Origin of the sequence: Microscilla marina ATCC 23134 (assembly GCF_000169175.1) — a bacterium.
GTDB classification, from domain to species: domain Bacteria; phylum Bacteroidota; class Bacteroidia; order Cytophagales; family Microscillaceae; genus Microscilla; species Microscilla marina.
The window spans coordinates 59,429-74,861 of the sequence record NZ_AAWS01000020.1; the positions used below are offsets into that span (position 1 = coordinate 59,429).

Here is a 15,433-nt window from a genome sequence, read left to right on the forward strand (position 1 = left end):
TGAATTATGAAAAGAATTTGGACTTTAATGTTGGGGCTATGTATGCTTACTTTGGGTACCGCACAGGCACAACAGTATAAAATAGGTTATTTTGATACTCAGTACGTGTTGCCTAAAATGACAGAGTATAAAAGAGCACAAACTGAGATGCAAACCTATACCAAGAAACTAGAAGATGAGTTTAAAAGAAAGCAGCAAATGTTTCAAAAACAAGTGCAGGCTTTTAGACAACAGGAAGCTAAAATGTCGGCTGCAGCCCGTAAAGCCAAAGGTGAGCAATTATCAAAACAACAAATGGAGTTACAACGGTTTCAGCAAACCGCCCAAACAAGGATAGATAAGAAAAGAGGCAATTTGTTGAATCCTATCTACAAAAAAGTAGAGGCAGCATTGGCAGTGGTAGCAAAAGAGGGTAAATATAACTTTATCATTCGAAAAGAAACTGCCTTGTTTTCAAACAAGAAATATGATATTTCTGATGTTGTTCTAAAAAAACTAGGTATTAAGACTAATTAATACTTTAAAATTGTTAGTTTCTAAACCTGTTTGATCAACGATCAAACAGGTTTTTTTATGTGTATTTGAAACAAGAATAAATTATGAGACCTCCTTATTTACAACCGGGGCAAAAAGTAGCCATTGTGGCGCCAGCTAGAAGTATTAATGAGGCTGAAATTAAGATGGCAGTATCTATTTTTGAGGGTTGGGGTTTGCAAGTAGTGTTAGGCAAAAACTTATTTAATACCCACTATCAGTTTGCAGGTACAGACGAAGAGCGGGCAGGAGACTTTCAGCAAATGTTAGATGAACCCGAGATTAGAGCCATTATATGCGCAAGAGGGGGGTATGGAACTACCAGGATTGTAGATCAATTAGATTTTACCAAGTTCTTAAAGTACCCAAAATGGATTGTGGGGTTTAGTGATGTAACCGTGTTGCACTGTCATTTGCATAACCTAAGGGTAGAAACTATTCATGGCGTTATGCCTTTACTTTTTCCTAAACAGACAGAAGTATCTATAGAGAGCTTGAAACAGGCCTTGTTTGGGCAACCTCTTAAAATTAGTTCGGTATTGAGTGTGATGAATAAGCTGGGCAATGCAGAAGGAGTTGTTGTAGGCGGAAACCTCACGTTGTTTGCAAACGCTATAGGTACCCCTTCGGAAATAAATACAGATGGGAAAATATTATTTCTTGAGGAGGTAAACGAGTACTTATACCATATAGACCGAATGATGGTGCAGCTTAAACGTGCCAAAAAACTGGATAACCTGGCAGGATTAATTATAGGACATTTCTCTGGGGTAAAGGACAATGATGCGTTTTTTGGCCAAACAGTATATGAGATTATAAACGACTTGACGAGAGACTTAAGGTATCCGGTGTGTTACAATTTTCCGGTGGGGCACGAAAAGCATAACATGACAGTAATTTGTAATAGGCTGGCACGCTTGCAAGTAACAGAGAAACGGGTAGAAATGCAGTTTCAATAAAAAAGGGTTACTCTTGATAAGAGCAACCCTTATATATTTTTCTGATAGAGTCTATACTCTATTTTGTCTTAGTAGCGGTAATGTTCTGGCTTGTAAGGACCTTCTGGTTTTACTCCAATGTAATCAGCTTGTTCTTTAGTTAGTTTTTCAAGCTCTACGCCAATTTTACTAAGGTGAAGGTTGGCTACTTTTTCGTCTAAGTGCTTAGGCAACATATAAACTTCGTTGTTGTAGTTAGCACTGTTGTTCCAAAGTTCTATTTGAGCCAATACTTGGTTTGTGAAAGAGTTAGACATCACAAAAGATGGGTGACCCATAGCACAACCAAGGTTTACCAAACGACCTTCTGCCAAAAGAATGATATCGTTTCCTTCTACGTTGTAGATGTCTACCTGTGGTTTTACAGATACTTTAGAAGTACCATAGTTGTCATTTAGCCAGGCAACGTCAATTTCATTGTCAAAGTGGCCAATGTTACAAACGATTGTTTTATCTTTCATGAGCTTAAAGTGCTCAGAAGTGATAATATCTTTGTTACCAGTAGCAGTCACTACCAAGTCTACCTCAGAAATAGCTTTGAGCATTGGTTTTACTTCGAAACCGTCCATTGCAGCTTGTAAAGCACAAATAGGATCAGCTTCAGTAACAATTACACGTACACCAGCACCTTGAAGAGATGCAGCAGAACCTTTTCCTACATCACCATAACCAGCAACTACGGCGACTTTTCCAGCTAACATTACGTCAGTTGCACGACGAATGGCATCTACCAAAGACTCTTTACAACCATATTTGTTGTCAAATTTTGACTTAGTTACAGAGTCATTTACGTTGATGGCAGGCATAGTGAGTGTGCCATTTTTTACCCTTTCGTAAAGACGGTGTACACCAGTAGTGGTTTCTTCTGAAAGGCCACGGATATCACTTACTAAATCTTGGTTTTTGTCTAATACAAGGTTAGTTAAGTCTCCACCATCATCCAAGATCATGTTCAAAGGTTTGCCATCTTCAAATGACCTAAGGCTTGCTTCAATACACCAATCAAACTCTTCTTCGTTCATACCTTTCCAGGCAAATACAGGAATACCTGCTTTAGCAATAGCGGCTGCGGCATGGTCTTGAGTAGAGAATATGTTACAAGATGACCAGGTAACTTCTGCTCCTAAAGCAACCAAAGTTTCAATCAAAACGGCAGTTTGAATAGTCATGTGCAGACATCCTGCGATGCGGGCACCTTTCAAGGGTTTAGACTCTCCATATTCTTCTCTTAGAGCCATCAAACCTGGCATTTCAGCTTCGGCAAGTTCAATTTCTTTACGTCCCCAATCTGCTAAAGTAATGTCTTTTACTTTATAGTTATCTTGTGTTGTTTCTAACATTGACCTAAAATTTATTCTTACTATGTAAATTTTCGAATAAGTGTTACAAAAATACTTGATTTCAATGACAATGGCAATTTATAAGCCGGGTTATCAGGCTATTCTACGAACAACGCCTATTGTGTATAATTTTGTATTTTTATAGAAAAAATAATATAATTATGGGTTTGATTTTTTTAACCAAATATACTCTCTTAAAAGTGTATATACTAATTGATAATATGTTTTAAGATAAAGGTGGGATTAAGTGTTTATTCCCTATATTCTGCAATGATATCAAACTCTGTTTGTATAAGATATTGATGTTAATTTTACTAAAAAGTTACACAATAATTATGCAGAGGTTTTTTATTTTGTTTGGTTAATTGGCGTTGAAAATTATACGGTGTAACATACTGTTGTTTTATTATGTTTCTAATTATTTAAATAAGTTAGATGAGGATATACCATATTTTAAAAGTGAGTTTACTATACACTTTACCTTTCTGGACATTAGCCAGGGTGAGTGTTGTCCAAGGTCAAAGTAAGTTACCTGCTTATGAATTTGATGTTGACTTGACCAAGGTAGAGAATGATCAATTGCGTGTAGTGTTAAAGGTACCTGCCATCAAACAAAAAGAAGTGATCTACTATTTACCTCAAATTGTACCGGGCATTTATAGTAAGCTTGATTTTGGGCAGTTTGTGTCTAACTTTCGGGCCGAAACCGTACAAGGCAGACAGTTGAAGCATGAAAAAGTAGGGAAGAATGGGTGGAAAATACACAACGCCCGCCAATTGTACAGGTTGAGTTATACTGTAGACGATGGTTATGAAACACACAAAGATCTGGGTAATAAGCCGTATCAGTCAGCAGCGAGCAGCTTTGTCAAAGATGAGCTATTTGTAATCAATCATAATTGTTTGTTTGGGTATTTTGATGGCATGACCAAATTGCCAGTCCGGCTTACCTTTGTAAAACCCCTTGGGTTCTTTGGGGCTACCTCTCTGTTAGCAATCAAAAAACAACCCACCAAAGATGTATTTTTAGCGGCTGACTACCGTAGCCTGATAGATGCCCCCTTGATGTATAGCCAGCCTGATACTACAGTGATAAAAGTGGCCAATACTAAAATAACCGTGGCTGTACACTCGCATACTGGCAATAAGTACTCGGCAGGAATAGCCCAACATTTGAAAAGTTTGCTAAAGGCTCAAAAAGATTATTTGGGAGGCACGCTTCCTGTAAATCACTACTCTTTTATTATAAGTCATGGCATAGGCAAACCAGGTAGTATTACCGGAGATGCGCTGGAGCACTCTTACTCTTCGTTTTATTTGTTTGCAGCAAGCAACGACGAGCTGGACCCTATTGCATCATTGGTACGCAAAATTGCCTCACACGAATTTTTTCACATTGTAACTCCACTCAATATCCACTCTGAAGAAATAGCAAATTACGACTTTAATCAACCTAAAATGTCTCAGCATTTGTGGTTATACGAAGGCATGACCGAATATGCCACCTTGCATATGCCTGTAAAACAAAAACTACAGGGAGTAGCGGAGTTTTTACAAAATGTAAGGCAAAAAATTGTAAACAGCCGAAAGTTCAATAACCGTTTGTCTTTTACCCAGATGAGCAAAAATATCTTGAACCTAAGCAATCAGTACTATAATGTCTACCTTAAGGGGGCTCTGATTGGATTATGCCTTGACATTCGTTTGAGAGAACTCTCCAATGGAAAATATGGCACCCAACACCTTTTGCAGGATTTGTCGGCAAAGTATGGCAAACATAAGCCGTTTAAAGACAAAGAGTTAATTGCTGAAATAGCTAAAATGACTTTCCCTGAGATACGACATTTTTTTACAGACTATGTCATCAATGCCAAGGCGTTGCCCCTCAAAGAGTATTTATTAAAGGTGGGTATTTCGTATGATGCCAAAGATGATCATTTTAGACCAGTAAAAAATATCACTGATCAACAAAAGAGGTTGCGAAAGGCTTGGTTGGGCAGGTAAGTTGAACCTATTTTTGGGGAGTAGTAAGCAAACTTACCCAGCCTTTGTCATCAATGTGTAGCGTTGACTTTGGAAAAGCAAGTTTAGTCAGGCGTTTGATGATTTTGAGTACCTGCTGTTTTGCATCTATCACTACCTTACCATTGCGAAGCTGTCGGGTAGATACTAGTTGTGCCATCAGAAACTCGCCTTGTGGGTTTACCATTACCCTTGCTATAGGTGCTATGCCGCTTACCCCTTTGCGGTAAATGCCAGAATAGGTGCAAAAATTACCAAGACTGTAAGCAATAAAACGTTTTTTGTAAACCTCTATAGCACGGCTTACGTGAGGGCCATGCCCAAATATAATATCTGCTCCCTGGTCAATGGCAAAGTGAGCAAAAGCATAGATATTGCCCCGGTCTTCGCCCGCAAAGTGCTCTGGCTGTTTGGTGAGTTGTTGATAAGCCGAACCCTCGCCACCTGCCCTTACAGATACAATGACAATATCGGTGTGTTGGTTTAAATGTTGAATAATGCGACTTACCCTGGAGCGATCGTGCATATTGATAGTGATAGTATCGTAAGGAGTAAAAGCCGCAAAACCATAACGAATGCCTTTCTTCTCGAAAATGGTGTAAGGAATAGAGTCTAAGCCTGCATGGGGGATTCGATTTTTACGCAAAAACTGTAGTGTATTGACAATCCCAGCCTTGCCAAAGTCATTGATATGATTGTTACCTATATTGAGTACATCAAATCCACTGTCTATCACATTTTGCGCTACTGCCTCAGGTGTACGAAAAGCAAAACAGTGGGTAGAGTCCCGGCAATATTTGCGCTTACCTCCTTTATTGAGTACTGGGCTGGCGAGGTTGCCAAAAGCCACGTCAGCTTGTCGAATCAAGGGAGTGACATCAGCCATTAGATCTTTGCCATTATTAGGGGGAATCAAGTATTTATGAGGGTAATTAGTTCCTAACATGAGGTCACCCACCCCAACAATAGTGATTGTGTCATTGGTTTGGGTGCGTTTTTTGGGTGAAGCTGTTTTAGCAGAGTCTTTAGGAACAGCGCTTTGTTTCCAATACTTGCTTAAGGTCAATTGTCGCTTAGAGGGGTAGTGGTCAGAGCGGTTGGTGGGTAAAATTAAAGCAAAGGCAATGGTAATCAAAGCCATGAATAGTCGGAAAAGCTTCATGTTATATAACAAGTTATCTGCTGCCATTGGTTAAGTCAATGATTGTGCTAGTTTTATTTGTGGTAAGGTCAATCTGTATATCTTATCAGATGTGTTATATTTACATATCAATACAATCCCATAATCACCAAAGGGTATGAGTTTTTCGAGAGTATTACTGATTTTGTTTTTTTATACAGGCGTACTACAAAGTGTGTTTTTTGCGGTATACCTTTTTATCAGCAAAAGGGGCAACCAAAAAGCCAACAAGTTGCTGGGGTTTTTGTTGTTGGCTTTGGTAATGCGTTTGGGTAAATCGGCTTACATTGTCAGTACTGGGCACTACCCCGACGTACTCGTAAACATAGGTTTGTCGGGCTACTTGCTCATTGGGGCACTCATGATGTTTTACTTTCGGGCATTGGCCCAACCCACCTTTAGCTTGCGAAATACAGACTTTTTGCAGCTGGTGCCTTGGGTAGTAGCTGTGTGTTGCAGCAGTATTATATTATATCCGCCCAACTACAGTGGTGCATTCAAGCAAAGTATTGTTCCTTTCTTTTTGTGGTATTACCGAGGTTTACACGCTTATTTGTTGGTATACTTGATTATTAATTTTTTATGGCTCAGGCGTTTTTATCAATCTTACAAAGCCCAAAAAAACAGTAGTACTTTAGATAAAGCCAAATGGACCTGGATGCGGAGCCTTTGGGCAATGTTGGCGTTGGTATGGCTTGCTTATACCACCAGTCATTTTTTCTCTTTTCTTAAGTATCAAAATGCCCTGATCATTTATACTTCTTTGGTATTTTGCATTGGTCTGTTGGCGCTTACCCAACCACAAGTGTTTACTCAAACTTTTGACAAACCCAAATACAAAACTTCCCCCTTGACCGACCACACTACCCAGGCACATATTGCCAGCGTGAAGGCATTGATGGAAGAAGGTAAGGTTTTTAAAGATGCAGCATTGACTTTGCCCAAGCTCGCCGAAATGCTGGATATGCCCGCTTACCTTTTGTCACAAGTGATCAATGAACATTTGGCAAAAAACTTTGCCGATTTTGTAAACCAATACCGAATAGACGAAGCCAAAAAGCTACTCATCGCCCCAGCGTTTGACCACTACAAAATTGCAGGAATTGCTTTTGAAAGTGGGTTCAATAATTTGTCCTCTTTTAATACAGCATTTAAGAAAAACGTCCAGCAAACTCCCTCACAATATCGCAAGCAATACAAAGTAACCTCTTGAGTACACGGTCAATAAAATTTATTCTTAAACCCCCTTATATGGCTCTTGTTGAATGTTTTTTTGTTTGATGGATTTATAAATTCAATAGATTTTGAATTTTATACCCTCGTTATTTGTGTCATTATTTATCAAAAAAACAACAAATAACCATGCACAAGTTATCTGGACTTATTTTAGGACTATTTATAGCCGTTTCGGCGCAAGCCCAATCGGTAAAACAAGAAAAAAAAGCCATCATCCAAACCCTTAACTATTACATAGACGGAGGTACCAATGGCGATGTAGCCCTGTTGCGCAAGGCTTTTCATGCTGATGCCCGGCTACAAGGCATCAGGGGTAACCAATACAAGTTGATGCCTATTGACGATTATGTGAAGATGATTAAGCCAGGCAAAAAATCGAACCGCAAAGGGCGGGTAGTCACCATCAATGTAATGAAAAACATAGCCCACGCAGAGGTGCTCATTGAGTACCCCAACTTTAGGTTTGTTGACTACATGCAGTTGTTGAAAGTAGGAGAGGAGTGGAAGATCGTCAATAAGATTTATCAAGGGCAAAGGCTACAGCCTAAAAAAATACTGTTTGTAGTAACCAACCACGAAAAACTAGGCAACACAAGCAAAAAGGCGGGTACTTACCTTCCTGAAATTACTTATCCTTTTGAGGTTTTTAACCAAAAAGGTTATCAGGTGGATTTTGTGAGCCCTAAGGGAGGTATGCTGGCAATCAATGGTATAGCCAATGCTGCGGTAGACGAAACCACTCGTCACTTTTTTCGCGATAAGCAACGTTTAAACGAACTGAGAAAAACACTGTCGCCCGATCAGGTAGACATAAATCAGTATGCGGGCATTTATTATGTAGGGGGCAAGGGTACGATGTGGGACTTTCCGGACAATAAAAAACTACAGAAGATTACCGCCAAAATGTACGAAAGCAATAAGGTAGTAGGTGCAGTGTGTCACGGACCTTCGGGGTTGCTCAATGTAAAACTAAGCGATGGCAGTTACTTGCTCGCGGGCAAAAAAGCCACCGGATACTCTAATGCTGAAGATGCCAAAATCAAACACATTTTACCCTTCTTGCTCGAAGATCGTTTGAAAGAAAGAGGCGTAAAGTACTCAAAAGCGACCAAAAAACAAGCCAAACACGTAGTAGTAAGCGACCGCTTGGTGACCGGGCAAAACCCAGCATCGGCGGCTGGAGTAGCCGAAGAAATGATTTTATTACTTGAAAACAGCAATAAATAATTGTATGAAAAGACACCATTTTTTATGGGGTGTGTGGGGGCTTTTGTTTGCCCTGAGCACCCCTACCTGGGCACAAACTGCTGCCCAGAAAGACCAACAAGCAATTATGGCTCAGGCAAGGGCTTTTTCAAAGGCATTTGTAGCCAAGGACACCGAAAAAATAGTCAGCTTTTATACTAAAGATGCGTCTATTTTTCCCAATCGCACCAAAATCATGCAAGGCCATGAAGCCATTCGCAAATATTGGAGTTTTAATGCCCAAGTAGCCCACCTGGAGCACAAACTTATGCCCGAAAAAATAGAAATAGTGGGTACCACTGCTTACGACTACGGCTATTACAAAGGCAAAACCCAGCGACAAGGCAAACAAGCATCGTCGTGGCAAGGCAAGTATGTGGTAGTGTGGAAAAAAGTACAGGGAGTTTGGAAGATGCACCTCGATATATGGAACAGTGTAAAGCAGTAGTACTATTACTACTGTATTTCATAAGGTAATTCTACTCCTACTTGGCAGGTTTTTGAAATCTGCCAAGTAGGTATACTTAAACAAAAATGGTTTTGAGGATGGATTTTGACTAATTGTCTGAATACCAACATTAATCAACCGAAGCTACAGCTTGCTGTGCTGAGTTCTGCTTCAGCTAATCCTGTAAATCCTAAAACCGAGTCTATTTATAAATCCCGATTCATCGGGGCAGCTTGCTGTGACGAGCTCACCGCAGGTAATCACTTTAATTCTAGTATAAATACGCTATTTTATTAAAAACCCTCCATCTACTTTTGTTAACAATTGCTTTATTTTGTCAAAAAAGTTACCTTCATTTGTACCAGTTCTTTGTTATAACTGAACCCATCCTAAGCAAAAATAAGCTTTAGATGAGTTCAATATCAATCATAATAATGGTTTGCTGGAAACAGCAATTAAAAAGGAATCGTGTGAAAATCACGAGCTGACGCGCAACTGTAAATTGGCGTAAGAGTTCTTATCTGTTATTTATCAAACACCACTGTTCGACTGTGAACGGGAAGGTGGGATAAGAATGCCAAAAGCCAGGAGACTTGCCTTATTATCAAGATAACACGCTTTCGCGATTTTGAAGTGATGTTAAAGACTGATACCTCTCTTAGATAAACCTCTCTGGGCAATTTCTGCCAAAGCAAGGCTTATTGTATACCTACTACATGGCGATACCTTGGATATCTTGGGTGTGGCTTTGGGGCAAGGGTTGTAGCATTCTTTAGACACAAAAAATTTGCGAAAGCCAATACAAAGGCATTGAAAGTATTTTTGTTCATCTAAGGAATGGCTTTACCCAAAGTATAGCGTATGTTTAAAGCCCATTTCTGCAAATTACACATCCTATGTTTACAAATATTTTGGGGTACCCGCGTATTGGTGCCCATCGTGAACTAAAAAAAGCCTGCGAAAAGTATTGGAAAGGCAAAATTACCGTAGACGAATTGCTCAAAGTAGGGCAGGAGCAACGCGCCTTTAACTGGCAAACCCAACAAGAGCAAGGGGTAGACTTAATTCCTGCCAACGATTTTTCTTACTACGACCAAGTACTGGACACCGTGCTCGCTTTTGGCGTTATTCCTGAACGTTATCAACCGCTCAAGGCTTTGAGCAAAACCGACTTGTATTTTGCGATGGCAAGGGGGTATCAAAAAGGCGATGATGACGTAATAGCCATGGAAATGACCAAGTGGTTTGACACCAACTACCACTATATGGTGCCTGAGTTTGCGGCAAGTCAAACGTTTGCTTTGTACGACGACAAACCAGTGCGGGAGTTTTTGGAGAGCAAAGCCCTGGGTATTCATACCAAACCTGTGTTGCTTAGCCCAGTGTCGTTTTTATTGTTAGGCAAAGAAAAAGAGAAGGGTTTTCACCGGATTACATTGCTTGAGCGCCTTTTGCCTGTATATATAGAGTTGCTGCGTCAATTGTGCGATGCAGGGGCTGACTGGATACAAATAGACGAACCTTTTTTGGTGATGGATTTAAGCAAGGAAGAGCAAAAAGCATTGCGCACTACCTACGAAACCATTAAAAAAGAAGTGCCTCAGGCAAAAATTATTCTTACTACTTATTTTGAAGGCTTGCGCCAAAACACCGCTTTGGCGTGTGAGTTGCCCGCTTGTGCCTTGCACATTGATTTGGCACGGGATGTAAACCAGTTAGGGGCTGTATTAGACCACCTCAAGCCTGACGTGAGTCTTTCGTTGGGTTTGGTAGATGGACGCAATATCTGGAAAAACGACTTCACCAAGTCTTTGCCTATGATCAACCAAGCGGTTGAAAAGCTGGGACAAGACCGGGTAATGGTGGCTACTTCTTGCTCGTTGCTGCATACACCTTGCGACCTCGACCTGGAAACCAACGAAGAGGTGTTGCCCCAAGGCATTAAAAGGTGGTTGGCTTTTGCCAAACAAAAAGTAGAGGAGGTAGCAGTGTTGAAAAAACTTTGCCAGTCTGATACCCACCAAAGCGTGAAACAGTGGCTTACCCAAAACATGCTAGACATAGAAAGTCGTCAGCAATCGGAACTGATTCATAAGTCTGAGGTGAAACAACGGGTAGTTGCCATCAAGCCTGAAGACTACACGCGTGACAGTACTTTTGAGACGCGCCAGCTAAGGCAAAGAGAAAAACTCAATTTGCCGGTGTTTCCTACCACCACTATAGGCTCTTTTCCGCAGACTGCCGAAATAAGAAAACTAAGGCAGCAATTTAAAAAAGGGCAACTTACCCAAGCAGAATACGAAGACTTGCTCCAGCAAAACATTGAACAAACCATTCGCTGGCAAGAAAGCGTAGGACTCGACGTGTTGGTGCATGGCGAATACGAGCGCAACGACATGGTAGAGTACTTTGGCGAACTGTTGGAAGGCTTTGTTTTTACCAAAAACGGTTGGGTGCAAAGTTATGGATCGCGCGGGGTGAAGCCTCCCATTATTTTTGGCGATGTACAACGCAGTGAGGCAATGACGGTGCGCTGGAGCAGTTTTGCCCAACAACAAACCCAAAAACTGGTCAAAGGCATGCTTACCGGACCAGTTACTATTTTGCAATGGTCGTTTGTAAGAGACGATCAGCCGCGTTCGGTTACCGCCCAACAAATAGCCCTTGCCATAAGAGACGAGGTAAGCGACCTCGAAAAAGCAGGCATTCAGGTAGTACAAATAGACGAACCCGCCATCAGAGAGGGTTTGCCTTTGCGCACCAAAGATTGGGACGTATACCTGAAGTGGGCAGTAAATGCCTTTAGGCTTGCCTCGTCGGGGGTAAAAGACGAAACCCAAATACACACCCACATGTGCTATTCGGAGTTTAATGACATTATCCCCCAAATAGCGGCCATGGACGCTGACGTGATCACGATAGAGACTTCAAGGTCGCAAATGGAGCTGTTGGAAGCTTTTAGAGAATTTCGTTATCCTAATGAGATTGGTCCTGGGGTGTACGATATTCATTCGCCGAGGGTGCCTTCTACCGAAGAAATGACCCACCTGCTACAAAAAGCAAGTGAGTTTTTGCCCGCCCAAAACATTTGGGTAAATCCCGATTGTGGGCTCAAGACCAGAGATTGGGCAGAAACTAAGGTAGCCCTGACTAACCTGGTAGAAGCAGCGAAGAAAATGAGAGAAACTACTGCTTAATATTTACCAAAAAACCACTGCATTTTGTAGTGGTTTTTTCTATTTCAAATAATGTCACGTGCTACATGAGCCGATGAAGCCCTTAAATCAAAACTATTATGCACATCGCACACATAGCCATTTGGGTAAATAACCTGGAAAAAATGCGCAGTTTTTATACCACCTATTTCGATGCCATAAGTAACGAAAAATATGTAAACCCCAGGAAAAAGTTTTCCTCCTACTTTTTATCCTTTGGCAGGGGTGGTTGCCAACTCGAAATCATGCACCGACCAGACATTGCCCAAGTAATAGAACAAGTCCAGTTGGGCTTGGCTCATTTGGCGATCAGCGTAGGGAGCAAAGCAAAAGTAGATCAACTTACCCAACAACTACAAAACGATGGTTATCAGGTAATAGGAGCGCCTCGTACTACAGGAGATGGATACTACGAAAGCGTAGTGCTCGACCCGGAAGGCAATCACGTAGAAATTACCGTTTAGACAATGCTTAAGCAGCCCCTTGGTGATAAGAACTGGAAACTTGAATTTCAATCCTTGTTTTAGTGGAAGTAGCTCTGAAAGAAGAATCGTATAAGAGAAGCAGCAGCGTCATTGAATGGTTTCAATCCTTGTTTTAGTGGAAGTAGCTCTGAAAGACCGACAAAATGCAAAGGTTTCAAATAAGCGAAGGGCGTTTCAATCCTTTCTTTAGTGGATGTTGATCTATTACCGCCCTCGCCTCGGTTGTGTGTCTTCACCAACCGATCGAAACCCATTACTACGTTTCAATCCTTGTTTTAGTGGAAGTAGCTCTGAAAGAAGAATCGTATAAGAGAAGCAGCAGCGTCATTGAATGGTTTCAATCCTTGTTTTAGTGGAAGTAGCTCTGAAAGACCGACAAAATGCAAAGGTTTCAAATAAGCGAAGGGGGTTTCAATCCTTTCTTTAGTGGATGTTGATCTATTACCGCCCTCGCCTCGGTTGTGTGTCTTCACCAACCGATCGAAACCCATTACTACGTTTCAATCCTTGTTTTAATGGATGTTGCTCTGAAAGTGTCTAAAATCCAAAGAGAAGAAATCTTAGAAAGCTAGTCTCAATCCTTGTTTTAATGGATGTTGCTCTGAAAGTTGTTCATACAATGCTGTAGCTGAATCTATTATATGTTTCAATCCTTGTTTTAATGGATGTTGCTCTGAAAGGGAGGTAAAAAGGTGGCAGAAGTAAGCATGCCAAAACGTTTCAATCCTTGTTTTAATGGATGTTGCTCTGAAAGTTCGGTTTATTGGGGCTTTACCGCAATAGAGGTTACGTTTCAATCCTTGTTTTAATGGATGTTGCTCTGAAAGCCTCTGTAGGTTTTTTTCTATCTTTGCACATATAGTTTCAATCCTTGTTTTAATGGATGTTGCTCTGAAAGAGCAATTATTCATTGCTTGAAGCGGGAAGCGTGAGATGTTTCAATCCTTGTTTTAGTGGAAGTAGCTCTGAAAGAAGAATCGTATAAGAGAAGCAGCAGCGTCATTGAATGGTTTCAATCCTTGTTTTAGTGGAAGTAGCTCTGAAAGACCGACAAAATGCAAAGGTTTCAAATAAGCGAAGGGGGTTTCAATCCTTGTTTTAGTGGATGTTGATCTATTACCGCCCTCGCCTCGGTTGTGTGTCTTCACCAACCGATCGAAACCCATTACTACGTTTCAATCCTTGTTTTAATGGAAGTTGCTCTGAAAGAAGAATCGTATAAGAGAAGCAGCAGCGTCATTGAATTGTTTCAATCCTTGTTTTAATGGATGTTGCTCTGAAAGAAATATTGGCAGGCGGACACGTTGAAAATATAGCGGCGTTTCAATCCTTGTTTTAGTGGATGTTGATCTATTACCGCCCTCGCCTCGGTTGTGTGTCTTCACCAACCGATCGAAACCCATTACTACGTTTCAATCCTTGTTTTAATGGATGTTGCTCTGAAAGCTGTTGTTGCATCACACTACGGCTAGTGCGATGAGTGTTTCAATCCTTGTTTTAATGGATGTTGCTCTGAAAGATGAAAATGATAACGAATAACGGGATTTTGGAATGGAGTTTCAATCCTTGTTTTAATGGATGTTGCTCTGAAAGGTTAGAGGCATCGGACATAGTAGAGATTACTAACATGTTTCAATCCTTGTTTTAATGGATGTTGCTCTGAAAGATGATGCTTGTTTTTATTTGATCAGGTGATGGTTTGTTTCAATCCTTGTTTTAATGGATGTTGCTCTGAAAGGGCTTGTGCTCAACTTCAGTATTACTTTCATTACTCGTTTCAATCCTTGTTTTAATGGATGTTGCTCTGAAAGGCTCATAATACCTGAGATTCAAAAAGCAAACCCCCAGTTTCAATCCTTGTTTTAATGGATGTTGCTCTGAAAGGGTCTTATAGTATTTTGGCGGAAATCCTAGTAGGCGGTTTCAATCCTTGTTTTAATGGATGTTGCTCTGAAAGCTACTCGTGTGATATTACTAATATAGAGTTAGCGTTGTTTCAATCCTTGTTTTAATGGATGTTGCTCTGAAAGAAAAAACTTTACGATGCTGGAATGATGGTCGTTCCGGGTTTCAATCCTTGTTTTAATGGATGTTGCTCTGAAAGTGATGCCTCATACTTATAATAAGAACAAACAAATGCGTTTCAATCCTTGTTTTAATGGATGTTGCTCTGAAAGGTCATAACTCTAATTTTTTGGTTCTTTTCTATTTTTGTTTCAATCCTTGTTTTAATGGATGTTGCTCTGAAAGTATCCGACGCTGGGGAATCCGTCTGGACGAAATTAGTTTCAATCCTTGTTTTAATGGATGTTGCTCTGAAAGGGAGCTTAGGACAAGCAAAGATAGGTCTGATAGAAAGTTTCAATCCTTGTTTTAATGGATGTTGCTCTGAAAGAAAATGAAAGCATTGAAAATCTGCTTCTACTTGAATGTGGGTTTCAATCCTTGTTTTAATGGATGTTGCTCTGAAAGTGCCGTTAAAAATTCTGCGCAGTGCTCCCATTTTATTGTTTCAATCCTTGTTTTAATGGATGTTGCTCTGAAAGTAAACAATTTGATTATTTGTAAACAATTCATATTAAGTTTCAATCCTTGTTTTAATGGATGTTGCTCTGAAAGTTGGCATATTTCTGTACTGCTTTAACCTTGTTTTTGTTTCAATCCTTGTTTTAATGGATGTTGCTCTGAAAGAGCGCTTATTTTAAGAAAAGACCTTGAAAATGAAAAAGT

Annotated in this window: 10 protein-coding genes, 1 CRISPR repeat array and 1 riboswitch (1 of these 12 only partly in view); of the genes, 8 read left to right on the top strand and 2 right to left on the bottom strand. The window is 40.4% G+C overall.

Annotated features, from left to right (window positions below):
- Positions 1–6 precede the first annotated feature (6 nt).
- On the top strand, positions 7–516 hold the full coding sequence (locus M23134_RS18990; RefSeq protein ID WP_045113882.1) for an OmpH family outer membrane protein: 510 nt from the start codon (positions 7–9) through the stop codon (positions 514–516).
- Between the two features lie 83 nt (positions 517–599).
- Positions 600–1,493: a S66 peptidase family protein gene (locus M23134_RS18995; RefSeq protein WP_002698816.1), complete on the top strand. Its 894-nt coding sequence runs from the start codon at positions 600–602 to the stop codon at positions 1,491–1,493.
- Between the two features lie 68 nt (positions 1,494–1,561).
- On the opposite strand, the gene ahcY is transcribed toward M23134_RS18995, so the two are convergent.
- Entirely contained in the window at positions 1,562–2,872 is a 1,311-nt protein-coding gene (gene ahcY / locus M23134_RS19000; protein ID WP_002698817.1) for an adenosylhomocysteinase, read from the bottom strand.
- Positions 2,873–3,331: 459 nt separating this feature from the next.
- Between ahcY and M23134_RS19005 the strand changes: the two genes are divergently transcribed.
- Entirely contained in the window at positions 3,332–4,876 is a 1,545-nt protein-coding gene (locus M23134_RS19005; protein WP_157558546.1) for a M61 family metallopeptidase, read from the top strand.
- 7 nt (positions 4,877–4,883) lie between these two features.
- On the opposite strand, the gene M23134_RS19010 is transcribed toward M23134_RS19005, so the two are convergent.
- On the bottom strand, positions 4,884–6,083 hold the full coding sequence (locus M23134_RS19010; RefSeq protein ID WP_157558547.1) for a CapA family protein: 1,200 nt from the start codon (positions 6,081–6,083) through the stop codon (positions 4,884–4,886).
- Between the two features lie 109 nt (positions 6,084–6,192).
- Between M23134_RS19010 and M23134_RS19015 the strand changes: the two genes are divergently transcribed.
- The 5 genes from M23134_RS19015 to M23134_RS19035 all read left to right on the top strand — a co-directional run bounded on the left by M23134_RS19015 (position 6,193) and on the right by M23134_RS19035 (position 12,682).
- Positions 6,193–7,287: a helix-turn-helix domain-containing protein gene (locus M23134_RS19015; RefSeq protein WP_002698823.1), complete on the top strand. Its 1,095-nt coding sequence runs from the start codon at positions 6,193–6,195 to the stop codon at positions 7,285–7,287.
- Positions 7,288–7,436: 149 nt separating this feature from the next.
- The gene (locus M23134_RS39940; RefSeq protein ID WP_002698825.1) at positions 7,437–8,537 is read left to right on the top strand and encodes a nuclear transport factor 2 family protein; all 1,101 of its coding nucleotides are present in this window, start codon (positions 7,437–7,439) and stop codon (positions 8,535–8,537) included.
- Between the two features lie 4 nt (positions 8,538–8,541).
- Positions 8,542–9,003, top strand: coding sequence for a YybH family protein (locus M23134_RS19025; protein ID WP_002698827.1), 462 nt, complete (start codon positions 8,542–8,544; stop codon positions 9,001–9,003).
- Between the two features lie 417 nt (positions 9,004–9,420).
- Positions 9,421–9,618: riboswitch (cobalamin riboswitch) on the top strand.
- A 281-nt stretch (positions 9,619–9,899) separates the two neighbouring features.
- Entirely contained in the window at positions 9,900–12,200 is a 2,301-nt protein-coding gene (metE, locus tag M23134_RS19030) for a 5-methyltetrahydropteroyltriglutamate--homocysteine S-methyltransferase (RefSeq protein ID WP_002698829.1), read from the top strand.
- Between the two features lie 98 nt (positions 12,201–12,298).
- The gene (locus M23134_RS19035) at positions 12,299–12,682 is read left to right on the top strand and encodes a VOC family protein (RefSeq protein ID WP_002698831.1); all 384 of its coding nucleotides are present in this window, start codon (positions 12,299–12,301) and stop codon (positions 12,680–12,682) included.
- A 518-nt stretch (positions 12,683–13,200) separates the two neighbouring features.
- Positions 13,201–15,433: a CRISPR direct-repeat array (repeat unit 37 nt; unit sequence GTTTCAATCCTTGTTTTAATGGATGTTGCTCTGAAAG) (it continues 184 nt past the right edge of the window).